This is a genomic window from Pelosinus fermentans DSM 17108 (genome assembly GCF_000271485.2).
GTDB lineage: Bacteria > Bacillota > Negativicutes > DSM-13327 > DSM-13327 > Pelosinus > Pelosinus fermentans.
Map to the genome: position 1 here is coordinate 1,878,404 of NZ_AKVN02000001.1, position 21,540 is coordinate 1,899,943.

Genomic DNA, 21,540 nt, shown 5'->3' on the forward strand with positions numbered 1-21,540 from the left:
TGGACTATTACTTGCATTACGATTCGAGAAGTTTCTGGGAAGGTGAAATTGGTAAGGGATTTACCTTTCCTTAATTGAAGGAGGTTTCTTGTGTATAAAATTCTTGTAAAACAGCAGTTGGCACCAAGTGTTCAACTTTTTGAGGTGGAGGCACCTCTTATTGCTAAAAAAGCCAAACCAGGACAATTTGTTATTTTGCGTGTAAATGACCATGGGGAGCGTATTCCTCTAACCATTGCCGATTTTAATCGGAAAAAGGGCAGTGTTACCCTTATTTTTCAAGAAGTAGGCGCATCTACTCTTGAGTTAGGCCGCTTACAACAAGGGGATTTCTTATTAGATTTAGTTGGTCCTTTAGGTAAACCTACTCATATTGAGAAGTTTGGTACGGTAGTCTGTGTAGGCGGTGGTATCGGTATAGCACCAGTATATCCTATCGCTCGTGGTCTGAAAGAAGCAGGTAATGAAGTGATTTCCATTATTGGTGCTCGTTCTGAAGAGATTTTAATTTATGAAGAAGAAATGGCAGCAGTCAGTGATCAATTGATTATTACAACAGATGATGGCTCAAAGGGGATTAAAGCGTTGGTTACCCAACCACTAAAAGAGTTATTAGACTCCGATAAAAGCATCAGTCTAGTAGTCGCGATCGGTCCTGTTATTATGATGAAATTTGTTGCAGAAACAACCAGACCCTATGGTGTTCCTACAGTCGTCAGCCTGAACCCGATCATGGTGGATGGTACTGGCATGTGCGGCGGCTGTAGAGTTTCCGTCGGTCAGGAGAATAAATTTGCTTGTGTTGACGGTCCCGAATTTGATGCTCATAAAGTTGACTTTGAAAGTTTAATGGCCCGGCAGCGTATGTACAAGCCTCATGAAAAACAGCATAGTGAGCATATTGCTGGTAAAAGAGAGGAGGGCTGTAAATGTCACTCTCACTAAATAAAAACCCAATGCCAGAGCAAGAACCTAAAGTACGGGCAAAGAATTTTTCCGAGGTAAGCCTTGGTTATACGGAAGAACTGGCAAAAGCAGAAGCGGCACGCTGCCTGCAATGCAAAACAGCACCTTGCCGTAAAGGATGCCCTGTACAGGTTGATATTCCTGCTTTTATTAAAGAAGTAAAAGAAGGAAATATGGACGTAGCCATAGCAAAAATAAAAGAAGTGAATAGCCTTCCAGCAGTTTGTGGCAGGGTATGTCCGCAAGAAGAGCAATGTGAAAAATACTGTGTATTGGCAAAGAGAGGGGAAGCAGTAGGTATTGGTCGTCTAGAACGCTATGTGGCGGATACTGCACGGAATAAAGGGGAACATATCACTGCCATTGATTATGCCCCTGATGCACAGAAAGTAGCTGTCATTGGTTCTGGACCGGCAGGCCTGGCCGTAGCAGGTGATTTAGCGAAAAAGGGGTATAAAGTTACGATTTTTGAAGCCTTGCATTTGCCAGGCGGCGTTTTGATGTATGGTATTCCCGAATTTCGTTTGCCAAAGGACGAGGTAGTACAAGTAGAGATTAACAATCTACGCAAGCTCGGCGTGGAAATTGTTGTGAATGCTGTAATTGGCAGTACTTTTACCGTTGATGAACTCATGGAAGAAGAAGGCTTTGATGCTGTATTTATTGGTACAGGAGCAGGACTTCCTTACTTTATGGGAGTACCAGGAGAGAATTTGAATGGTGTCTATTCTGCCAATGAATTTTTGACTCGCTGCAATTTGATGAAAGCCTATCGTTTCCCGGAATGCGGTACACCCATCCATGTAGGAAAAAAAGTAGCGGTTGTCGGTGGTGGCAACGTTGCCATGGATGGAGCAAGAACTGCTCTGCGTTTAGGTGCAGAACGCTCCTATATCGTATATCGCCGTTCGGAAGCGGAGTTGCCAGCTAGATTAGAAGAGATTCATCATGCAAAAGAAGAAGGCATTGATTTTCAATTTCTCACAGCTCCTACCGCTGTAATCGGCAATAAGGATGGGTGGGTCACAGGTCTTCAATGCGTACGAATGGAGCTGGGTGAACCCGATGCCTCTGGGCGCCGCCGTCCCATTGAAATTCCAAATTCTGAATTTATATTAGAAGTAGACACTGTCATTATCGCCATTGGGCAAGGTCCTAATCCTTTAGTGCAATCTACCACAAAAGGATTAGAGACGAATAAAAAGGGCAACATTGCTGCTCATGAAGAAACTGGAGTTACCAGTAAACCAGGTGTATTTGCTGGTGGTGATATTGTAACAGGTGCAGCCACGGTTATACTAGCCATGGGTGCAGGCAAAAAGGCTGCAGCAGCTATTGACAGTTATCTGCAGGAAAAGAAAGCAAAATAATAAAAAAACAAAATTCAGGTGGAATTCAAATCCCACCTGAATTTTAGTAGATTATCGAAATCTTCTTAACTTCCAGCTGGAGAAGGAGAGCTCAGGGTGGCTGGTGATCGAATAAAATAGATAAAATGGTTGACAATTATAGCATTTTAGTATATCATATAAATGTTGCTGAAATTAATACGACTCACTAGCTCAACTGGCAGAGCAACTGACTCTTAATCAGTAGGTTCGGGGTTCGATTCCCCGGTGTGTCACCAGTAAATTCAAGCCTCCGCAGGTTATGTGGAGGCTTTTTTATTTTAATCGTTGCCAAAACCGTTGCCAATGGTGGGCATAAAAAAATATACAGCACCAATCTGCACTAATCAATAGTACTCATTTCTTAAACTTACTTTCTATACTTTTTATAGAATCTCGCTTTTCTAATGGGATAAAATGAAAATATGTTTTATAAGTTATTGTAATATCGCTGTGACCTAATCTTTTTGATACATATGAAATATCTTCGCCTTCCGCTAGTAGGTGGCTTGCGTGTGTGTGGCGTAAGCAGTGGAAGGTTAAGCGCGGAAGTCCACAATCAATGCAAAATCCAGGGAACCATGATGAAGGGGTGTCGGGGTGGATAGACTGTCCATTGTTCCTGCAAAATATTAAATTATTATCAGTATATTGCGGTATAATTTCGTCATTTTCCTCATTTTCTATTCTATTTGATTCTGCATCTTTTTTAGCTTGTTCTTGCTTTTCCTTAACTAAATTTAATATATCAAGTACCTCACTAGTGACTTCAATTATGCGTTTGTTTTTATTCTTAGTGGATTTATATATGCAACCATTGTCAGGGGTGTATGATATAGAACGTTTAACAAAAATCGTTGATTTGTCAAAGTCAACACTATCCCATGTTAAAGCTAATAATTCACCGCGCCTCATTCCCGTCCGGAGGGCTAGTGCTACCAATGCGTAATAGTCAGTGTCTATGGTATGACGTTCCAACGTGGTTATTTGCTCTGCTGTGAAGACTTTTACAAGGTCTTCGTCTTCGTCAAAATCTTGATCCGGCGGTTCTGGAATAGTAATCTTATCCGCAACATTCCTAGGTAAAATTTCATCTTCATACACAGCATGGTTGAGAATGCGCCTAATTACTTGATGGTGATATAAGACGGTTCTTTTGCTTACTGGTTGGCCTTTTTTGCTATCTTCCTCTCTGCCAGCCAATCTGCCCTCTTCGTAAATTCGCTGATAAAAATTCTTTAATTGAGATCGGGTTAAATCTCCAATTTTAGTATTACCGATCCAAGGCACTATGCGAAGGTCTACGCATTTTTTATAACTTGTAAACGTCTTAGGGGCCAATCTTTTCGCTTCTGGTGTTTTAAGCCAGTTGGTGAAGTATTGTTCTACAGTTAAATTAGGCGACTTGATAAATGTTTTATTAGCTATTTCCCCTAAGATAATATCTAGTTGGCGTTGTGCTTCGCTCTCGTCATCGGTCTTTACGGATTTCGACCAACGTTTTCTTATGCCCGTTTCGGGATCAATTCCTTCATCGATTATTAGAGTATAACTACTTTTATGACGGTTTTCTATGCGACCTTTTGCCATTTTTACCTCCAATTTATAATTAAGACACAGCTTATCCATTTTTATGGGGCTGTGTCTTTTTTTATTTCTATCTATTTTTTAAATGCAATAATTCCAGTGGTACTCCGCTGTTTGCTGCAAGATGAGATAATGACACGTCCTGATGTTCATACAGCAAGGTATCTGGTAATAACAGTTCAACAGCAAATTCGTTTGCTTCTCGCTCAATTTTAGAAATAGAAAAAAGAGTATTTTTTCTAAGAAAAGGCGTGTTTACTTCTGGATGAAGAATAGAATGCCCTAGTTCATGAGCGCATACAAATTGTTGTTCCGATTCGTTAAGTTCTTGATTGATATGAATTATTTTAATGCGTTTGTATGTATTAAAGTATCCCAAGGTATCTTTTAACCTTTCAAAAAGGATAACTACGCCCATCTCCCTAGCGATTTGGAAAGGGCAATTTGTGTGGAATTTTTTAATTAACTTTTTCGCTATTTTTTTACGCATCTACGAAAACCCTCCCTTGAGGCTATTTCTTATATTTATTAGGTGTGAATTTTTTCTTTGCCATTTGTTTGGCGAGGCGCATTGAGTTTTCTAAAGAAATACGCAACAATTCCTTGCTTTCTTCATCTAAAGGCTCACCATCGTAAAAAGACATAGCTTCTTGGTTCTCTAGATTAGAGAGCATTTTTTCTAAGTCGCGGGCAATGTCTCGCTCTTCTTTTGGTAATAGAGAGGATTGAGGTAACTTTTCCTTTAGACCTTCACCATCATTATCTTTAAGCAGTTCACTCATAGTAACACCCAAAATATTGGCTATGTTTTCCATTAACTCTAAACTGGGATTTCTTTTGTTATTTATGACATAACTTAGATGGGTTGGGCTTATACCCAATTTTCCAGCGAGTTCTTTAGCTGGAATTTTATTTTCCATCATAATATTGCGAAGATTATCGCCGACCATAAAATCACCTCACAAACTGTTAGTTTATCCAATTATAAACTAACAGTTAATATAATGCAATGAAATATTGAGATATATTAAGGAAACGTGAGAAAATAAACAATAAGTTTATTTAATTGATGAAATATGATAAACTATAAGTTTATTTAAAGGTTTCAACAAACTATTAGTTCATGATAAGATAAACTCACAGTTTAAGAAAGGGCGGTGATTCCGTGAACAACATTGACAAAATCAGATTAAAGAAGCACTTAAGTTATGGTGTTATTGCCAAGGAGGCAGAATTAACCCCAACTTATATTCACCTATTGGCAAAAAGTAAACGTACTAATCCAAGCTTAGATGCAATGAAAAAAATATCACTAGCATTAGGAGAGAAAGTAGGATATGTCTTTCCAACAACCTGAAAAAACAAATGAATTAAAAAAGGAGTGCTTATATGACTTGCAAATGTGGCATAGACCTTACGCCAAAAGCGAAATTTTGCCCTGAGTGCGGAACGCCTGCCCCAAAACCAGAACCATTAAAAGAATCCAAAATAGAAGAAATTCTCACCACTTATGAAGCAGCTGAATTCTTGAAAATATCTCGTTGGAAGATATATGACTTAATCCGTAAAAAGCAAATTCCATTTAAAGAAGTTGGAACGCAAAAACGATTTGTAAAAGCGAGATTGATTGAATGGATGCAAGTCTAACCTCTATTTATTGCCACAGTATATCTTCTATTTGAGGAAAAGGAGCATAACCACATGGCAGGACGCTACAAGACAATCATATCCCTACTATACTGCCGTAAGGTAGTACATAATCTCAGTCGTAACAATGATACTGAGTCAAGAAAACTAGTTAAAAAGTACGCTCAAAAGATGAACAAGTTGAGCGCAAAAATCAAGTCGAAAGGGTGGGTGATAGCTGGTTAATGTCGGTAAAATCTTTTCTCAAAAAATTAGACAGGTTAGAGCAGTATGCCAATGAATTGTCTGCTGCTAGTGCTAGAAAGTCGCATGGCAGAACTAAAAAAGGCTTTTCTAAAAATACTCATAACAGTAATGGATTCATTACCGAAAAGAAATTATTTAAGTGAAGGAGGCAGAAAATGCAAGGAATCAACGTATTAAGCCTGTTTGATGGAATTAGTTGTGGTCAAGTAGCTCTCGAAAGAGCAGGTATAAAAGTAGCCAAATATTATGCTAGTGAAATTGATAAAAATGCAATTCAAGTTACGCAAAAAAACTATCCTAATACTATTCAGTTAGGTGATATTACAAAATGGCGAGAGTGGAATATTGATTGGTCAAGTATAAGGATTGTAATCGGTGGATCGCCATGTCAGGGATTTAGTTTCGCAGGATTGCAACTTAATTTTGATGATCCGAGAAGTAAACTGTTCTTTGTTTATGCGGAAATTTTAGAACATATTAAATCTGTTAATCCAAATGTAGTATTCTTGCTTGAAAATGTGAAGATGAAAAAAGAGTATCAAGATGTGATAACCAGTTATCTAGGTGTAGAGCCGATAGAGATTAATTCAGCTTTAGTATCAGCACAAAATAGAAAGCGCATGTATTGGACCAACATTCCCAGCATCACATTGCCGAAAGATAAGGGGATTTTGCTTAAACATATAGTTCATGAGAACGCAGATATGGATTATGCCATAAGCGGAACGTGGGCGAGGTGGTTTAAGGCTAATGCTGAGTTTCAACTAGGCAAGAAATATTGTTCGTTAGATGCAAATAAAGCAATCACCATGACGGCGCGACAATACGCAAGTTGGAACGGTAATTTTGTTATGGAGTGCCTAGCGGAATATATAGTGCCGTTTGATAAGACTCTGCAAATATTAGATAAAGAAGTTAAAAAGGGCAAGGTTGGGTATTTCAGGCAAGATAGTCAAGCGAATAGAGTTTACTATATTCACGACAAGGCAGTAACCCTGTGCGGAGAAGCTGGTGGGGGGGCTGCTAAGATGGGTCAGTATTTATTTGGTTGTATCACGCCTGACAGAATTAATAAAAGACAAAATGGTCAAAGGTTTAGCAATGGTAATAAATTTTACACTCTTACAGCGCAAGATCGCCACGGAGTTTTAGTTGAGGGTTACATAAGAAAGTTAACGCCTATAGAGGGTGAAAGGCTACAAACGTTACCCGACAATTACACAGAAGGGATTAGCGTTCCCCAACGTTATAAGTGTCTAGGCAATGGCTGGACAGCAGACGTAATAGTGCATCTTTTATCTCATGCAGATTTTGGACAAATTGCCAAGTCGGATTATTTGGAAATTGCAATTTAAAGGAGGTCGCAATGACTCATGAAACCTGCACGAAAACTAGGCAAGACGAAACGCATTACATTTATTGTCCTAGTCTTAAAGAGTGCAAGAAACCGAAAAGTAAGGAGGTGCTAGAGTGGGAAAGGTTCAGGATGCCATCAAAAGACAGCGAGTGAATGACAAATTTATTGAAACGTGCTTAGAAAATATAATCTTATTAATAATCTTCCTGGTGGTTGCGTTGGCAGTTCCGGCGCAATGGTAGAAATGAGAAAAAGCCCGTTTGCAGACGGACTTCTTCGAGGGACTATGAAAATTAACTTACTGAAATTATAACGTGGAGGAATGGAAATGTCAAAAAAAATGATACTTATGAAAATGATCGTTAAAAACTTTAAGGGTTTTAAGGATTTTACATTAGAGGCAAATGGTGACAGTTTAATGGTCTTTGGAGATAACGGTACAGGTAAGACAAGTATAGCCGATGCAGTTAATTGGTTGTTCTTCAACAAAGATACTCAAAACAAAACTGATTTTGGTATTAAGACTATGAATAATGGCGTAGTTATTCCGGCTATCAGTCATGAGGTTGAAGGTGTGTTTTTGATTGATGGTAACGAAGTTTCTTTGAAAAAAGAGTATGTTGAAAAGTACACTAAAAAGCGCGGCGGCGTTACTAGTGAATTTACTGGTCATGAAACTAATCATTTCATTGACGGAGTGCCAAAGAGCAAGGGAGAGTATGAAAAATATATTGCCAGCATTGTGAATGAAGATGTTTTTAGGCTTCTTACTAATCCTGCATATTTTAATGAGCAATTGCACTGGAAGGACAAGCGTAAAACATTACTTGATATTTGCGGCGATATCTCCGACGAGGATGTAATTACCTCTGATAAATCCCTTACAACATTGCCTAGTATCTTAAAAGGCAGGACGCTAGACGATCATAAAAAGGTGATTGCTGCAAGGCGTAAAGCTATCAATGAGGAACTTGAAAAAATTCCTGGTCTTATTAATGAAAATAACCTTATGAAACCTGATTTAATCGGCCTTGATAAAGAATTAACTGCTGCTGAAATTGAAGACTTGACAGAAAAGCGCAATGCCAAAAACCAAGAAGTAAGCCGTATAGAGCAAGGCGGGGAAATTGCCGAGCAGCAAAAACTTTTAAGTCAATCAGAATCAAGACTGCTTGATATTCAGACCAAATTTAGGTCAGAAACTAGCGATATTAAGTTTGTAAAAGAACAGTCCCTTAGAGCTTTAAAAATGAATTTAGTTACTGTCCAAAACGCTATCAAATCAAAAGAAACAGCAGTTAAAAACCTTGAAAACGATATCGTTACTTATAGTAAAAACCGTGAAAAGTTATTAGCTGATTGGCATAAAGAAAACGATAAAGTTTTTACCTCTAATGGTGATTGCTCTTGTCCAACATGCGGTCAATCTTTACCTAAAGGAATGATTGAAGAAGCTGCTAATAAGGCTTTAACGCAATTTAACCTTAAAAAATCAAGTGAGCTTGAATTTATTGAAAAGCAAGGAAAGGCTCAAGCTGAAAATATTAATAATGCCCATAAATCAATTGATAAATTACGTACAGAAATCATTTCTCATGGTAGTAATAAAGAAAATTTAGAGACTAGTATTTCAGTGTTGCAATTAGAGCTTGAAGCAATTAAAATCCCCGACATTGCAACGAATGCCGAGTACGCTAATGAGCTTAAATTCAAAGAATCAGTTCTGGCCAAAATCAACATTTTGCAAACTGAAACGAACTCGTTGATTGATGGATTAGACAAAGAAGCCAAAGAGCTTACTAGCCAAATTAATGAAAAATCATCTACATTGCTGAAATTTAAACAAGCAGAAGATATAGACAAGCGGATTAATGAATTAGCCAAGAAACAAGAGACTCTTAGTGCTGAATTTGAAAAGCTTGAGCAAGAATTATTTCTCACTGAGCAATTTACACGGACTAAGGTCAATCTACTAGAAGAACGGATAAACAGTAAATTCAAGTTTACTCAATTCAAAATGTTTGATATTCAAGTCAATGGTGGTCTGGATGAATGTTGCACCGCTTTAGGGCCAAACGGCGTACCGTATGGCGCAGGATTAAACCAAGCTGCACGAACTAACGTAGGCCTTGATATCATCAATACTCTATCTGATTATTACGGATTTGAAGCCCCAATCTTCATAGATAATCGCGAGTCAGTTGTAAGGTTGATAGACACAAAAGCGCAGCTTATAAATCTAGTGGTTAGCGAACCAGATAAAGCCTTGAGAGTTGAAAGGGTGGTTTTGTAAATGCCTAATAAATTGCAAATTTTATCGTACATTCAGTGCATGAAAGATAATCAGACTTTAAAAATAAATCTTATGAAAGAATTTAATCAGGAAAAAGATGTAAGGAAAATATCAGTATTCTTAGATGAAATTATGTGCTTAGAAAAATTCATACGAGGTGAAAAATAATATGTCAAATGAATTATCAACAGTTCAATCCCTTCAAGGGTTATTAAGTAACGTAGGCGTTAAAAAACGCTTTGAGGATATGCTTGGTAAAAAGTCCGCAGGATTTATGTCTTCGATTATGACTGTTACGAATGGTAATGCAGCTTTGCAGAAATGTGATCCCAAGACTATTCTGTCAGCCGCTAGTATTGCCGCTACATTAGATTTGCCGATTAATCCAAATTTAGGGTTTGCTGCTTTAGTGCCTTATAAAACTAAGATAGATAATAATTTTGTGGACGTTTGCCAGTTTCAAATGATGTACAAGGGATTTGTGCAGCTTGCTATGAGGACTGCACAGTATGAAGCATTAAATTGTTCTGAGGTATACGAAGGAGAGTTAATTTCAAGGAACCGTGTAACTGGTCAAATTGTATTCGACTTTGATAAAAAAATATCTGACCAGATTATTGGGTATTGCGCTTACCTGAAAATGACTAATGGTTTTGAAAAGTATCTTTATATGACCGCGGAAGAAGTAGAGGCCCATGCTAAAAAATATAGCCAAACTTATAAAAGCCCAAAAGATTTTATTCGTAATAAAAGCAAATGGACAACCGACTTTGATGCAATGGCCCTTAAGACGGTTCTTAAGCTGCTAATTAGCAAATGGGGCATTATGAGCATTGACATGCAAACCGCTGTATTAGCGGATCAATCAGTAATAAAGGAAGATAAACAAGGGAACGTTATTGACTACACATATGCCGACAATACGATTGATATATCTGCCGAAGACGCAAATAGTGAGTTAATCGACATAGATCATGAACCTGTAAAGCATCCTGAAAAAGTTGACGCAGAAAAGCCAAAACAAGGGCCTAACTTCTAATGGATATTCAATGTTTTGGTTCTAGCAGCAAAGGGAATTGTTACCGCATAGGCGGTAACTTCCCCCTCTTGCTAGATGTAGGGTTACAATTCAAAAAAATACAGCAGCTACTTGATTTTAAAGTGTCTAGTATTGCAGGGGTTTTGATTACTCACTCACACGGCGACCATAGCAAGGCTGTAAGCGATTTTATCAAGGTCGGTATAGATTGTTATATATCACAGGAAACGGCGGCAGAATTGAACATTTCGGGCCATAGGGTGAAGATTGTTGAGCCACTAAAGCAATTCAAAATAGGGACTTGGACAGTTCTACCTTTCGAATTGGAGCATGATGTTTTTAACCTTGGGTACTTACTAAGTAATGGCGTAGAAAAAATACTCTATATAACAGATACATATTACTGCCGCTATAAATTTACTGGCGTGACTCATTTACTCATTGAGTGTAATCACAGTTACGCCATATTGGATAGAAATATAGAGCTTGGACACTTACCCCCAGTCATGAAAAATAGACTCGTTAAATCGCATTTTAGTCTTGAAAACGTCAAAGAATTTCTTAAAGCAAATGACTTAAGTAAAATTCATGAAATTTGGCTGATTCATTTGTCAGATGGAAACTCGAATGAGGGTTTATTCAAACGGGAAATTGCGGAATTGACTGGAAAGATGGTTTTTATCGGAGGTGCAGCATGTTAGGAAAACGCAAGTTTACTGAGGCAGAACTAAAAGTATTGCTAAAGTCTATGACCGTAATTATAGACACTCGCGAAAACGTAAATCAGCATATTACAAACTATTTGACTAAGGCGAAAGTTCCTTTTAAGAAGCAAAAGCTTGATGCAGGTGACTACTCTATATTCTTACCTGCAAATAAAGACCTTAATATACCAGTAGATATTTATTATACGGATGAAATAGCCTTTGAGCGCAAAAATTCTCTTGAAGAAATATCTTCAAATCTTACAACTGGTCGCCAACAATTTGAATCTGAATTACTTAGAAGTAAATGTGAGTTTTTCACCTTGCTAATTGAGGACGGTAGCTATGACAAGATTTTAAGCGAGGATTATAAGACGCAGTATGACAAAAAGTCATTCTTGGCAACGTTGGCAGCTTTCAAAATGAGATACAAGATACATATTGAGTTTATAAGCAAGGAGGAAGTTGCGGGCCATATGTGCAGACAGTTTTATTACTTTTTGCGCGAGAAGCTAAAGGAAGGAGCTATTCCACATGAAGCAGCAGCCTTGCCTCTGTCCAACATGTCAGAATCATAAAGAGTATTGCAAGTATTACGGAGAGTGTCTTAAGACTTGCGGCGAGTGCGATAAGGTAACGAGTTGCCCGATGTATGCGGAAAGGGTGGGGCTAAATGAAAAGATTAATTGCCAAAAGGAATCAGAAATGCGGTTGCGGTTCATGCGGTAATAAGATACTTAAAGGTGAAGTTTATTACTCTGAAAGGCACATTCGCCATGATTATTACGGTTCTATATATGGATGGACAGAAAAGAAATGTTCTAGGTGCAATTATTACGAGAATCAGCACGACACTAGGTATGAAAAATTTAAGCCAATTTGCCCTCATCCAGATAAGTTTATCGCAACAAAATGGAGCTATATTCCTGGTGAGTGCGTTAAAGAGCCGGACTATGATTATTGCACTCTTTGCGGAGAAATATTTTAGGGGCCTCAAAACCCCTAGACTCCATATCTTGAGCATACCCAATTCACGAAAAAATTATACATAGGAGTTGATAGCGTGGAAGCGATAAATACAAAGCCTTCCATAAGTTGGAATAAAGAATTATCAATAAAATTTGTCGGTGATATATGGGCGTTGGCTTATTATGCGCTGATCGATGCTGGTAAAAATGATAAATTGTTGCAAATGCAAGATTCGTTAAAAGCAAACCAAGAACCGAAGGAAGTTTTTAATATTATACAGCGGTTCGTTGATATTGAAGGTGTTAGAAGTAAGATACCTCGTAGACGTAGATAATTTAGCAGTTGGTAGGCGGTGAAACTATGGCAAATGTCCAATGGATCAAAATTTATGTTGATATGTTTGATAACAAGAAAATTAAATTCATTAGAACTTTACCGGAAGGAAATGACATTCTTTTATGTTGGATAATGCTTTTAACTACCGCAGGTAAATGTAATTCAAATGGCTTTATTTTCTTGACTGAAAACATACCATACACAGTTGAAATGCTTTCAAATGAATTTAACATACCTCTCAACACTATAAAACTAGCAATAGAAACTTTTAAAAACTTAAATATGATAGATAGAGATAAAGAGGTTTTGTGTGTTAGTTCATGGCAGGAATACCAGAACATTGAAGGTATGGACAAGATTCGAGAACAGTCTAGATTGCGAATGCAGAAGCATAGAGAAAACTTAAAAATGTTACGTAACAGTCACGCAACCGTTACGAGTGGTGACGCAGTAGAAGAAGAAATAGAAGAAGAAATAGAAGAAGATAAAGAGATAGATAAAGAAGTAATACCTTATCAGGATATTATTGATCTTCTTAATCAGAAAGCTGGCACTAAGTTTAAAGCTACTGACAAGCATAAAGAGTGTATTCGCGCTAGATGGAAAGAAGGGTACGGCCTTACTGATTTTAAAACTGTTATTGATAAGAAATATAAGGAATGGGCCGGAACGGAGCAAGCGAAATACATAAGGCCCATTACCTTGTTTGGCACTAAGTTTGACGGCTATTTAAATCAAGTGGAAGGAGGCCCAAAGAATGGAAAGTATCAGCAATCCACTAGAAAGACTAAGGCAACAAATATTACGAAACCCTCCACGCCAACACGTAGCCGAAAAGCTAGTGAGTGGGAAGATTGATTGTCCACACTCTATACAGCATTGTGAGGCTTGTGTGGATGGCGTATATAACGATTATGAGGGCAATCGCATTAAATATTTAACCACTGAATGCCGTAAAAAACAGGTAAAAGCAAAAATGCTATCTGAAAGCGGATTGATCGGCAAGGATATTGCAGAAACCTTCCGAAAGGCAAAGATCGACAGTTACAATAAGGGGCCTTACAATTACCTACAAAACAAGTGGAATCGCGCTGAGTGGCTTTATATTTGGAGTCGCGAGAATGGTACAGGGAAGAGTTATACCGCCAATGCTATTGCCAATATGTTACTGGATGAAGGTATACGCACATTGGTAAAGCGTGAGGTCGATATGGCAAATGAGATACAAGAGACATTTAGTGATAAGTCTGGTGAATGCGAATATGCACTAATGGGCAAATGGAAAGGCGTTGCAGCATTGATAATTCAGGACGTTGGTAAATATGGTTGTAAGTCTGAATGGTGGCCCCAACGTATATATGACATTATCGACTACAGGCTTATTAATAGCAAAACTACGATCTTTACTTCGAATTACAACATAGAGGATCGGGATGTTATTGAGCGGCGTTTCGGCGAAAATCACGGAGGCGCAATCTATTCCAGGCTAAATGGGCTATGCACCACAATTGAAATGGACGGGGAAGACCGAAGAATAAAATAATTAAATGAGGATGGGATAAAAATGAACTTAGAAAATAGCATCAAGGATGTAATTAGCAAGAAACTTGAGGATGGAAGTATTGAGAAATTGATTGAGGAACAGTTGGAAAAAGGCGTGAAGAATGCACTTGATCATATGTTTGGTAGTTATGGGGATGTCACGAAAATAATTGAAACTCAAATCAAGTCCGTAATGATTCCTTACCTCGAAAAATATGACTATTCGGAGTATCTTATAAAACTAGACAACGTTTTGGTTGACGTACTGAAAGGTACTTCATTTGAGAATAAGAATATGTTAGAGAATTTTAAAGAACTAATGCTGCCGGAAGATAGAAAGGTAATTAAAGCTAGTGAGTTATTTGAAATTTGGAGTAAATATGTCGCTAAAAACGTAGAAACTCACGGTTTAGAAGTTAATTATGATGATGGTGAACCAACATATGAATACGTTGAAATTACTCTTGATGTTAATTATGACGATAAGCGAAGTTGGAGTTCGTTTCAATATGCAACCTTGGCCCTTGAGTGTGAACATGATGATAAAATGAATTTTGCCTTAAGAATTAGTCACTATGACAGAGATAAAGAAAATCAATGGGATATTTCATATGATTCTGTTAAAGACATTGGTTCCATGAGGCATTTAAATAGTTTTGAAATATTGTTAATGAGACTTAGCCAAGCACGAACAAAGCTCATTATGGATATTGATAGTGAAAGTGACGAAATTACACCAGAGAAAGAGCCGGAAGCATCATACAGTTAATCAACAGTTATAAAGGCGGGTATGCAGCATGAATAAAGTAATTATAGTTGGTCGCCTAACACGTGATCCAGAAGTAACATATACGCAAACAGGTAAAGCTGTAGCGAAATTTAGCGTAGCGGTAGACAACGGTTTTGGCGAGAATAAGATGGTAGATTATATACCTGTGGTGGCATGGGAAAAGCTTGCTGAGGTCGTTGGTAATAACTTAGGTAAGGGCCGCAAGGTTTTAGTAGAGGGCCGCTTACAAATCCGCGACTATGAGAAGGACGGACAGAAGCGCAGACAGGCTGATATAGTAGTGCAGAACATTGAATTTCTTGATAGTAAGAATCCTGCCAGTAATAGGGCGGCAGATAGCAGTCCTATGGATAAGTTTGGGACGGAGGTCTTTCCAGAGGAAGAGATTCCATTCTGAGTGCTAGGGCATAAAGAAACAGCCCGCCTCTACCTTTGTGGAAAAGTAAAGGGGGCTGCTTCTATACCAATAAACGATGGCTTTACGATTATACCACGTTTAATCAATAAAATAAATGGTTGATGGAAACTATTTATTGGTGGGTTATGGAAGTGCTGATGGTATAAATTTATTTCGAAAACTCAAAGGAGTTTAAAATCTGTTCCATGATTTTTCGATTGTTATTTAAGTCATCGAGTGTTCCACAGAAACTAATATCGTAACGATTAGAGTTATGAAAAATAACGTATCGTTCCTCGACAAACTTACTGTTGCTAAGATAGGGCATAAGTATGGTTGCTTTGATAAAAATAGCTTTTTTATCTTTTAGGTGCGTTACAAAATAATCAGCAACTATTACATCGACTGATATTTTTTTGCTTAATGGATCTTCCTGAAAATCTTTAATTAATTTATTAACAGATTGACTTGAAAAGACTTCATCAATATTTTTTATAGGATAATTTTGAACATCTACTTCAAAAGTAGGTATTGATGAATTAAGAGGATCTTTTCTTAAAGGGCTTAGTCCAGTAACAGAAATATTTTCTATTTTATATTGATGTACTTTCCAATCAGAGGGATAAGAAAATTTAAAATGGTAGTCATTATCTTCATATATTGTCATATCGGCAGCGAAAGTGCAAGGCGTAATAAAAAGTATAAAGGTTAAAACAAGTATAAAATTGCGTATCAAATAATCATCTCCTTTTATATCCATTATAACCAATATTGACTAAAAATGATAGGAGGACAAGCTATGACCGACTTTGCAGATCAAGCAACCTTAGAATTTTACCATGAGCCAGCAGAGCGAGTAATGATAGACGAGTATCTTTACAAAGCAAAGCAGAGGGCAGACGAATGGGCAGCGCAAAAGGGTATTCCTTATGTTGTGGTGGATATGGGGCATGAACATTATCAGGTATGGAGTAAGGCTTTAGTTAGCAAGGATTATAAGATTGTGCATGAAAGTGGGGTGGGCAGTCTTGGCAATTAACATGATGTGCATGAATTCAAGGTGTAAGTTTTATTGGGAAGATTGCTGCACTCAAAATATGGATGAAAAGAGCATTGTCATTAATGTGAGTGGTACATGCACCACGTTTGAGGCTGGCGTGTCTGATTGGTACAGGCTGGAAGAAAATTGCAAAAAGTTAAGTGGCAATTGTAGCGAGTGTGAGTGTAGGGAAACGTGCTTAATGCGGGATGAAAATAAAACGTGGTTAAGGGGGAAGTTATGAAAATAATCGTAAATAGTGAAAATGAGAAGAAGTTGTTAGAAAGATTTTTTGAGGCTATGCATGATTTAGATATGGTTGAAGAATTAAATGAAATAGATCAAAAAACTTGCGGCGATGATACATATCTAGATAGTTACGATGAAATATTTCTCAGGCAAGCCATTTGTGATGTGAGCGTAATGGTTGATAGCTCAGTTCAAGAAATATACGTAGAACATTACAATCTACAAGGTAAATGCGTGGATTGTGGGATTATTACAGAAGGAACTATTGACGGCGAAGACATTTCTTATGATGAATGGATGGACAAAACATCTGATGAAAGTGTTAAGTCGTGGAAATGTGAAAGCTGCTTCAATAAAGGGGAGGAATAGCATGGCTAAACAAATAAATTGCGGGATTTGCGCTATACATGGAGAAACAACAGCAATGAATCTAGTAAATAGTTTCTTTCGTTGCCCTGAGTGCGGCGCGGAGCTACATGTAAATGATACTGGAGATAATACCTTCATAAAATCGTGGCAACAGCAGCAGCAATATAGGTCGTGCAGCTTGCCAGAGGGGGTAAAGGTACATGGGGGCGGTGATAGTACTGGTAAATCTAAGAAGGAGGCTATGAAGAAGCCCTCAGTATCAAAGTTGAGTTTTAATTTGTATAAGTGATTGTTAATCCGTCTACGTTAATAGGTAGACGGATTTTATCTTCTAGACTTATAATCTGAATATATTGTATTGACAAAACAAAGTTAGATGAATAGACTTAAGGACAAGTATATTTATATTGTTTTGGGGGAAGAATATTGTTTAAGGACTTAAAACTTAACAGGGATAATTTAGAGATTGCTCTCATGAATTATGCTAAAGATAATTATTCAACATATTCTTTAAGTAAAACTACTAATAATCAATTTAATATTAGATATAATCTAGTTTTGGATGGTAAGGCCTTATTTTTAGATTTCTTTTTTAATAATAAAGGCGGAACTACCATACAAACCACTAATGGAAAAGAGCAAGATGTAAAGCTAAAGATAGCTGAATATATTTCAACAAATGCATTATGTGTAATGGCTGGAAAAGATGAAAATAATAGAAGCATGACATTTCAAAATATTAGTGTTGAAGAATATAATTCTATTATAGAGTTAATAAAAGAAGATACTGAGAATTGTTCTTCAATTTTATCAGAACAAAATAGTGAAAACAGTAATATCACTAAATTTGAAGGGAAATGGTCTGATAAAGTAACTATTGTTTATACTAAAAGTACGAAACGTGCAAGAGTTCAAGGAAGGCCGCTTTTACTCTACAATGTAATAACTTCGTATTTTAACGAATTAGTAGATGTAGAAAAAGTAGTTGAAACACTTGAAGAAAATTATGGATATAATATAGAAAAAGAACAAGTTGAAAATCAATTTAATGTTTATTTGCCAAACTCTTATAATAAACATACAGATAAGCTCAAAAAGTCGTTATTAAAAGCCGTGTACAACTTAAATATAACTAGTCAAGAGTATACTTGTACAGAATTGACCTTTGAAGTTTTAAGAGCTCTTGAAGGGCATATAAAATTGACATTATTTAATGATTATGGGATCAATTCTCCAAATAGATTTGGCACACTTGAAATGTTTAAATTTAATAATTATACTGATAAGGCTTATTTATTGGAACCAGTTAGATCTATAGTTGGGACTTCGACGAAAATTTCGTATTACGAAAAAGCATATAAGCATTTAGTTATATATAGGCATAAAATTTTTCATTGGGATTATCCAGATGAATTTGGAGATGAAACTATTCAACTTGAAAATAGCGAAGATGCAAAAGGAATTATTTTAACAATTTTAGCATTGATTGATGAATATTACATAGTATAATTAATATAAAGGAGGTAAGGATGATGAAAAGATTTGATATTAAGATTATTAGCATTAATAAGAAAGATATATGTATGATCTTTTCAACAACATACTTATCCCCACTCAAATTTATTGCAGAAGTAGAAAAAGAAATATCTTCTTTTACTAATGATGGTATTGAAGTTATTTTTGATTTTTTCCTTAGTAATGGCAATACAAGAGAGAGATATGCAAAAGCGTATTTTAACGGAGTTAACATTGTGCGTGAGTCTTTTGAGTACACTAACATTAATAAGAATGACAGTTTGAGAAGCTTTTCAGCGGAATTTTATAAGGATTCGATAGATAAAATGGACTTCTCGTTCTTAACTAGCATTCAAAAAAAAATGATAGCTAAAGGAATTGCTATTTAATATTTATTAATAAATATTGCCGTCTTACCTTTTGGGTAAGACGGTTTTTTATTATTAATAAAATTTATCTCCTGTAAAGCAAACACAGCGGGATAAACTATTTTTAAAGTCAGATATATTGGAATATATAAAGCCGTCCAAATAGAGGCGGCTTTATTTTTTACTTTAAAGGGATTTATTGTAATTATATAGAAATTATTGTTATCTACAATAATGTTACGATAGGAGCGATTTTTTTGAAAGTCTTTATTAGTTGGTCTGGAGAAAAAAGTATGGCAGTGGCTGAACTATTAAACTGAATATTCTTGTTGACCGGTACCGGTCGTCCGGTGCGGTGGATACCGCTTGTCCGGACACACGATACCGCTAAATTATTATTCGCTTAATTGCTTATCCAGTCCGTAGACTTCTCTCATAGATATGTCTTTTGTTGGATCAACGCTTTCGATGTTGATTTTATACGAATCATGAACAATTCGGTCAAGAATGGCATCGGCAAGTGGCGAATCGTCGCCGCCAAGCTGCTCATACCAGCCTTCATGGCGGTATTGAGAACAAAAGATTGTGGAAGATCGTTTTCTTCTCCGATGCAAAAGTTCGAAAATGTCTTTTGCTTCACTTGGAGTAGGCTTTAACAGTAGCCATTCATCAATAATCAACAGAATCGGATTTGAATATTTCACCATTACTTTTTTGTAATTGCCCTCGCTTCTTGAATGTTCAAGATCTAAAAGCAAATCAGGAAGGCGCACATACTGAGTTTTATAGTAATGCTTACACGCCTCCATACCGAAGGCATTTGCAAGGTAAGTTTTACCACAACCAGTTGCGCCAGTGATAAAAATATTTCTGAATTCTGTGATGTATTCGCAAGTCGCAAGGCGTTTAATCAAATCTTTGTTGATCTTTCGACCAGATGAATAGTTAATTGCCATGATACTAGCATCAGGTTGTTCAAAATCAGCATTTTTTATAAGTCGATACAAGCGATTGTTCTTTCTTCTTGTATACTCAATATCGACCATCATTCCTATGCGGTCTTCAAAATCGATATCCTTCATCTTAGGGTCAGACACTTGTTGACGATAGGCATCGGCCATTGCTGTTAAATGCATTTCTATGAGTTTATCAATGGTAGAATTATTTATCATTGCCTCTACCTCCGTAATAGTTGGCACCGCGTGTTACACCATAATTGTTCTTTGAGGGTTCCACAGTATTCGACTTTGAGATTTCTTTAATCCCGGTAACAAGAATATTTTTGATACTCTTATAACTTGGACTTGCTGTATAGCTCAAAGCTTTTTCACAAGCTGCTTCAAGACGTGATTCTGAGTGTCTTTCAGCCAACTTAAGTAACCCCATGCAACTTTTATAGGTTTGTTGCTCCACGCGACTGGAGACTAGAATGGCAGTAATGACTTTATGGGTATTGGGGCCAATTCGCTGAGCCCAATGCTTAAAACGATCTCCATTCCATTCTAAATATTTTTGATGATCTGGAGGCATGTGCTCCAAGGTAGTGCTGTATTGCCCCTTGCGGCCGTAAAGACGCTTATGAGATGCAATCCGATTATGATTATAAAATAATTCTATCACTCGATCAGCTACCCTCACATCAACTTTACGTTTGATATATTCGTATGGTACAGAATATAGCATTCCTTCAAGTGATATGTGATAATTAAACTGAACTGTGGCTTGTTTCCATTCAGCCAGTTCGTAAGAGGTAGCTGGTAGTGGGCTTAGAAAGGGCAACTCTTCATGGTGGAAGAGACTCCACCTGCTACCTTCTTTCTTTTGAAAAAGCCTTGAATTAAATGTTTCAAGTTTTTCTCGGATTGCAGCGTTAAGCTCTAACAATGAGAAGAATTGTTCATTTCTAAGCGCAGCGGTTATCCATGTGGAAATGTTGCCAACAGCGCCTTCAACATTTGCTTTGTCTTTTGGTTTTCTAATTCTAGCTGGAATAATTGCAGTGCCGTAATGTTCAGCCATTTCATGATAGGTTGCATTAAGCTTTGGCGTATACCAATCTTTCGTATGAATCACAGCCGTCTTGCAATTATCAGGAACGAGGATTTTTGTCACACCCCCAAAGTAGTTATACATATGAACGTGAGCTGTAATCCATGCTCGTTGCTTTTCATTGATAAAAGCTTCTACATAAGCGTACTGGCTATAGGTCATAACACCAACAAAAAGATAGGCTTCAGTGACTTCGCCTGTATCGGGATCAATAATTTTAGCTGGATCACCGGCCCAATCCACTTCAACCTGCTCACCAGGTTTGCGACTGATGTGCATGGTCGCACGACGCTTTTGTTCATCAAGTTGAAGATAATGACAAAACTGTGAGTACATAAAAGGTTCTTCACCGTTAAGCCTGCATTCCTCCATGTATTCAGCCCAGAGCAATTTCTTGCTGACGCCGTTTTTTAAAAGTTCGTTGCGAATGTAGTCGTAGTTTGGTAGTCGTTTTTCCGAAACGTTCTTTTGAGTTGATGAAAACAACATTTCGGAGAGAACAGAGTCTGTTTGCTTATCATCAAGTGGCCACGATAAACTGAGTTCAGCAGCTCTTTTTAAAACTCGATTCACTGTTGTTTTGGAAGCACTGCAGCTTAAAGCAATGTTCATTTGGCTCAATCCCAGTGAATGAAGCCTTAAGATTTCCCGGTACTTGGTCATTATTCTGACCTCCCATAATAAAATTTG

At 37.2% G+C, this 21,540-nt stretch carries 29 protein-coding genes and 1 tRNA gene; 24 read left to right on the top strand and 6 right to left on the bottom strand.

Features of this window, described 5'->3' with window-relative positions:
* Positions 1 to 90: 90 nt before the first annotated feature.
* From FR7_RS08330 to FR7_RS08340, 3 genes are all read left to right on the top strand, one after another.
* Complete coding sequence (locus tag FR7_RS08330; RefSeq protein ID WP_007930580.1) at positions 91 to 945, top strand: sulfide/dihydroorotate dehydrogenase-like FAD/NAD-binding protein; 855 nt, start codon at positions 91 to 93, stop codon at positions 943 to 945.
* On the top strand, positions 930 to 2,336 hold the full coding sequence (gltA, locus tag FR7_RS08335; protein WP_007930578.1) for an NADPH-dependent glutamate synthase: 1,407 nt from the start codon (positions 930 to 932) through the stop codon (positions 2,334 to 2,336). Before FR7_RS08330 ends, gltA begins: the two co-directional genes overlap by 16 nt.
* Positions 2,337 to 2,517: 181 nt before the next feature.
* Positions 2,518 to 2,593 (top strand) — tRNA-Lys (locus tag FR7_RS08340).
* A 118-nt stretch (positions 2,594 to 2,711) separates the two neighbouring features.
* On the opposite strand, the gene FR7_RS08345 is transcribed toward FR7_RS08340, so the two are convergent.
* The 3 genes from FR7_RS08345 to FR7_RS08355 all read right to left on the bottom strand — a co-directional run bounded on the left by FR7_RS08345 (position 2,712) and on the right by FR7_RS08355 (position 4,891).
* The gene (locus FR7_RS08345) at positions 2,712 to 3,944 is read right to left on the bottom strand and encodes a site-specific integrase (RefSeq protein WP_007930576.1); all 1,233 of its coding nucleotides are present in this window, start codon (positions 3,942 to 3,944) and stop codon (positions 2,712 to 2,714) included.
* A 67-nt stretch (positions 3,945 to 4,011) separates the two neighbouring features.
* Entirely contained in the window at positions 4,012 to 4,431 is a 420-nt protein-coding gene (locus FR7_RS08350; RefSeq protein WP_007930575.1) for an ImmA/IrrE family metallo-endopeptidase, read from the bottom strand.
* A 22-nt stretch (positions 4,432 to 4,453) separates the two neighbouring features.
* Complete coding sequence (locus tag FR7_RS08355; RefSeq protein ID WP_007930574.1) at positions 4,454 to 4,891, bottom strand: helix-turn-helix domain-containing protein; 438 nt, start codon at positions 4,889 to 4,891, stop codon at positions 4,454 to 4,456.
* Positions 4,892 to 5,106: 215 nt separating this feature from the next.
* Between FR7_RS08355 and FR7_RS08360 the strand changes: the two genes are divergently transcribed.
* The 16 genes from FR7_RS08360 (at position 5,107) to FR7_RS08420 (ending at position 15,261) form a co-directional block, all read left to right on the top strand.
* Positions 5,107 to 5,298 carry a helix-turn-helix domain-containing protein gene (locus tag FR7_RS08360; RefSeq protein ID WP_007930573.1) on the top strand — a complete coding sequence of 64 codons (192 nt, stop codon included), beginning with the start codon at positions 5,107 to 5,109 and terminating at the stop codon, positions 5,296 to 5,298.
* Positions 5,299 to 5,330: 32 nt separating this feature from the next.
* Positions 5,331 to 5,588, top strand: a complete 258-nt coding sequence (locus FR7_RS08365) for an excisionase family DNA-binding protein (protein ID WP_007930572.1) — start codon at positions 5,331 to 5,333, stop codon at positions 5,586 to 5,588.
* Between the two features lie 206 nt (positions 5,589 to 5,794).
* Positions 5,795 to 5,977, top strand: coding sequence for a hypothetical protein (locus FR7_RS24150; RefSeq protein WP_139181552.1), 183 nt, complete (start codon positions 5,795 to 5,797; stop codon positions 5,975 to 5,977).
* A gap of 12 nt (positions 5,978 to 5,989) precedes the next feature.
* Complete coding sequence (gene dcm, locus FR7_RS08370) at positions 5,990 to 7,189, top strand: DNA (cytosine-5-)-methyltransferase (protein WP_007930569.1); 1,200 nt, start codon at positions 5,990 to 5,992, stop codon at positions 7,187 to 7,189.
* Positions 7,190 to 7,304: 115 nt separating this feature from the next.
* Positions 7,305 to 7,433 (top strand): hypothetical protein, encoded by a 129-nt coding sequence (locus tag FR7_RS24435; RefSeq protein ID WP_007930565.1) that lies wholly within the window; start codon positions 7,305 to 7,307, stop codon positions 7,431 to 7,433.
* A gap of 86 nt (positions 7,434 to 7,519) precedes the next feature.
* Positions 7,520 to 9,484 (top strand): AAA family ATPase, encoded by a 1,965-nt coding sequence (locus FR7_RS08375; protein ID WP_007930563.1) that lies wholly within the window; start codon positions 7,520 to 7,522, stop codon positions 9,482 to 9,484.
* Entirely contained in the window at positions 9,485 to 9,652 is a 168-nt protein-coding gene (locus FR7_RS23810) for a hypothetical protein (RefSeq protein ID WP_007930562.1), read from the top strand.
* Between the two features lies 1 nt (position 9,653).
* Positions 9,654 to 10,523 (top strand): recombinase RecT, encoded by an 870-nt coding sequence (locus FR7_RS08380; RefSeq protein WP_007930560.1) that lies wholly within the window; start codon positions 9,654 to 9,656, stop codon positions 10,521 to 10,523.
* Complete coding sequence (locus FR7_RS08385) at positions 10,523 to 11,224, top strand: MBL fold metallo-hydrolase (RefSeq protein ID WP_007930558.1); 702 nt, start codon at positions 10,523 to 10,525, stop codon at positions 11,222 to 11,224. Before FR7_RS08380 ends, FR7_RS08385 begins: the two co-directional genes overlap by 1 nt.
* Positions 11,218 to 11,805 (top strand): ERCC4 domain-containing protein, encoded by a 588-nt coding sequence (locus FR7_RS08390; RefSeq protein ID WP_007930557.1) that lies wholly within the window; start codon positions 11,218 to 11,220, stop codon positions 11,803 to 11,805. The genes FR7_RS08385 and FR7_RS08390 overlap by 7 nt, the downstream gene beginning before the upstream one ends.
* Before the next feature lie 95 nt (positions 11,806 to 11,900).
* Complete coding sequence (locus FR7_RS08395) at positions 11,901 to 12,215, top strand: hypothetical protein (RefSeq protein WP_007930555.1); 315 nt, start codon at positions 11,901 to 11,903, stop codon at positions 12,213 to 12,215.
* Between the two features lie 75 nt (positions 12,216 to 12,290).
* Positions 12,291 to 12,530, top strand: a complete 240-nt coding sequence (locus FR7_RS08400) for a hypothetical protein (protein ID WP_007930554.1) — start codon at positions 12,291 to 12,293, stop codon at positions 12,528 to 12,530.
* A gap of 26 nt (positions 12,531 to 12,556) precedes the next feature.
* On the top strand, positions 12,557 to 13,390 hold the full coding sequence (locus FR7_RS08405; protein WP_007930553.1) for a phage replisome organizer N-terminal domain-containing protein: 834 nt from the start codon (positions 12,557 to 12,559) through the stop codon (positions 13,388 to 13,390).
* A gap of 34 nt (positions 13,391 to 13,424) precedes the next feature.
* The gene (locus FR7_RS08410; protein WP_007930552.1) at positions 13,425 to 14,075 is read left to right on the top strand and encodes a P-loop NTPase family protein; all 651 of its coding nucleotides are present in this window, start codon (positions 13,425 to 13,427) and stop codon (positions 14,073 to 14,075) included.
* Between the two features lie 21 nt (positions 14,076 to 14,096).
* Positions 14,097 to 14,843, top strand: coding sequence for a hypothetical protein (locus FR7_RS08415; RefSeq protein WP_007930550.1), 747 nt, complete (start codon positions 14,097 to 14,099; stop codon positions 14,841 to 14,843).
* Between the two features lie 28 nt (positions 14,844 to 14,871).
* A complete protein-coding gene (locus FR7_RS08420; RefSeq protein WP_007930549.1) occupies positions 14,872 to 15,261 on the top strand; it encodes a single-stranded DNA-binding protein in 390 nt (129 codons plus the stop codon).
* 169 nt (positions 15,262 to 15,430) lie between these two features.
* Here the strand turns inward: FR7_RS08420 and FR7_RS08425 are convergent, their stop codons facing one another.
* A complete protein-coding gene (locus tag FR7_RS08425) occupies positions 15,431 to 16,021 on the bottom strand; it encodes a hypothetical protein (RefSeq protein ID WP_237715535.1) in 591 nt (196 codons plus the stop codon).
* 39 nt (positions 16,022 to 16,060) lie between these two features.
* Between FR7_RS08425 and FR7_RS08430 the strand changes: the two genes are divergently transcribed.
* From FR7_RS08430 to FR7_RS08455, 5 genes are all read left to right on the top strand, one after another.
* The gene (locus tag FR7_RS08430) at positions 16,061 to 16,300 is read left to right on the top strand and encodes a hypothetical protein (RefSeq protein WP_007930547.1); all 240 of its coding nucleotides are present in this window, start codon (positions 16,061 to 16,063) and stop codon (positions 16,298 to 16,300) included.
* A 240-nt stretch (positions 16,301 to 16,540) separates the two neighbouring features.
* On the top strand, positions 16,541 to 16,918 hold the full coding sequence (locus tag FR7_RS08440) for a hypothetical protein (protein ID WP_007930546.1): 378 nt from the start codon (positions 16,541 to 16,543) through the stop codon (positions 16,916 to 16,918).
* 1 nt (position 16,919) lies between these two features.
* Positions 16,920 to 17,207, top strand: coding sequence for a hypothetical protein (locus FR7_RS08445; RefSeq protein ID WP_007930545.1), 288 nt, complete (start codon positions 16,920 to 16,922; stop codon positions 17,205 to 17,207).
* Between the two features lie 137 nt (positions 17,208 to 17,344).
* Complete coding sequence (locus FR7_RS08450; RefSeq protein WP_007930544.1) at positions 17,345 to 18,427, top strand: type II toxin-antitoxin system RnlA family toxin; 1,083 nt, start codon at positions 17,345 to 17,347, stop codon at positions 18,425 to 18,427.
* Positions 18,428 to 18,450: 23 nt separating this feature from the next.
* Entirely contained in the window at positions 18,451 to 18,822 is a 372-nt protein-coding gene (locus tag FR7_RS08455) for a type II toxin-antitoxin system RnlB family antitoxin (RefSeq protein ID WP_007930543.1), read from the top strand.
* A 374-nt stretch (positions 18,823 to 19,196) separates the two neighbouring features.
* Here the strand turns inward: FR7_RS08455 and istB are convergent, their stop codons facing one another.
* Both istB and istA read right to left on the bottom strand, forming a co-directional pair.
* Positions 19,197 to 19,973 (bottom strand): IS21-like element helper ATPase IstB, encoded by a 777-nt coding sequence (gene istB, locus FR7_RS08460; protein WP_007951519.1) that lies wholly within the window; start codon positions 19,971 to 19,973, stop codon positions 19,197 to 19,199.
* Positions 19,963 to 21,513: an IS21 family transposase gene (gene istA, locus FR7_RS08465; RefSeq protein WP_007951521.1), complete on the bottom strand. Its 1,551-nt coding sequence runs from the start codon at positions 21,511 to 21,513 to the stop codon at positions 19,963 to 19,965. The genes istB and istA overlap by 11 nt, the downstream gene beginning before the upstream one ends.
* Positions 21,514 to 21,540: the final 27 nt, after the last annotated feature.

Excerpts from the sequence above, each read along its gene's own strand:
- FR7_RS08455 (WP_007930543.1), top strand. The coding sequence starts at position 18,451 with ATGAAAAGATTTGATATTAAGATTATTAGCATTAATAAGAAAGATATA.
- FR7_RS08355 (WP_007930574.1), bottom strand. The coding sequence starts at position 4,891 with ATGGTCGGCGATAATCTTCGCAATATTATGATGGAAAATAAAATTCCA.
- gltA (WP_007930578.1), top strand. The coding sequence starts at position 930 with ATGTCACTCTCACTAAATAAAAACCCAATGCCAGAGCAAGAACCTAAA.
- FR7_RS08415 (WP_007930550.1), top strand. The coding sequence starts at position 14,097 with ATGAACTTAGAAAATAGCATCAAGGATGTAATTAGCAAGAAACTTGAG.
- FR7_RS08445 (WP_007930545.1), top strand. The coding sequence starts at position 16,920 with ATGGCTAAACAAATAAATTGCGGGATTTGCGCTATACATGGAGAAACA.
- FR7_RS23810 (WP_007930562.1), top strand. The coding sequence starts at position 9,485 with ATGCCTAATAAATTGCAAATTTTATCGTACATTCAGTGCATGAAAGAT.
- istB (WP_007951519.1), bottom strand. The coding sequence starts at position 19,973 with ATGATAAATAATTCTACCATTGATAAACTCATAGAAATGCATTTAACA.
- FR7_RS08440 (WP_007930546.1), top strand. The coding sequence starts at position 16,541 with ATGAAAATAATCGTAAATAGTGAAAATGAGAAGAAGTTGTTAGAAAGA.
- FR7_RS08375 (WP_007930563.1), top strand. The coding sequence starts at position 7,520 with ATGTCAAAAAAAATGATACTTATGAAAATGATCGTTAAAAACTTTAAG.
- FR7_RS08405 (WP_007930553.1), top strand. The coding sequence starts at position 12,557 with ATGGCAAATGTCCAATGGATCAAAATTTATGTTGATATGTTTGATAAC.
- FR7_RS08385 (WP_007930558.1), top strand. The coding sequence starts at position 10,523 with ATGGATATTCAATGTTTTGGTTCTAGCAGCAAAGGGAATTGTTACCGC.
- FR7_RS08425 (WP_237715535.1), bottom strand. The coding sequence starts at position 16,021 with ATGGATATAAAAGGAGATGATTATTTGATACGCAATTTTATACTTGTT.
- FR7_RS08390 (WP_007930557.1), top strand. The coding sequence starts at position 11,218 with ATGTTAGGAAAACGCAAGTTTACTGAGGCAGAACTAAAAGTATTGCTA.
- FR7_RS08345 (WP_007930576.1), bottom strand. The coding sequence starts at position 3,944 with ATGGCAAAAGGTCGCATAGAAAACCGTCATAAAAGTAGTTATACTCTA.
- istA (WP_007951521.1), bottom strand. The coding sequence starts at position 21,513 with ATGACCAAGTACCGGGAAATCTTAAGGCTTCATTCACTGGGATTGAGC.
- FR7_RS08365 (WP_007930572.1), top strand. The coding sequence starts at position 5,331 with ATGACTTGCAAATGTGGCATAGACCTTACGCCAAAAGCGAAATTTTGC.
- FR7_RS08420 (WP_007930549.1), top strand. The coding sequence starts at position 14,872 with ATGAATAAAGTAATTATAGTTGGTCGCCTAACACGTGATCCAGAAGTA.
- FR7_RS08395 (WP_007930555.1), top strand. The coding sequence starts at position 11,901 with ATGAAAAGATTAATTGCCAAAAGGAATCAGAAATGCGGTTGCGGTTCA.
- FR7_RS08430 (WP_007930547.1), top strand. The coding sequence starts at position 16,061 with ATGACCGACTTTGCAGATCAAGCAACCTTAGAATTTTACCATGAGCCA.
- FR7_RS08380 (WP_007930560.1), top strand. The coding sequence starts at position 9,654 with ATGTCAAATGAATTATCAACAGTTCAATCCCTTCAAGGGTTATTAAGT.
- dcm (WP_007930569.1), top strand. The coding sequence starts at position 5,990 with ATGCAAGGAATCAACGTATTAAGCCTGTTTGATGGAATTAGTTGTGGT.
- FR7_RS08350 (WP_007930575.1), bottom strand. The coding sequence starts at position 4,431 with ATGCGTAAAAAAATAGCGAAAAAGTTAATTAAAAAATTCCACACAAAT.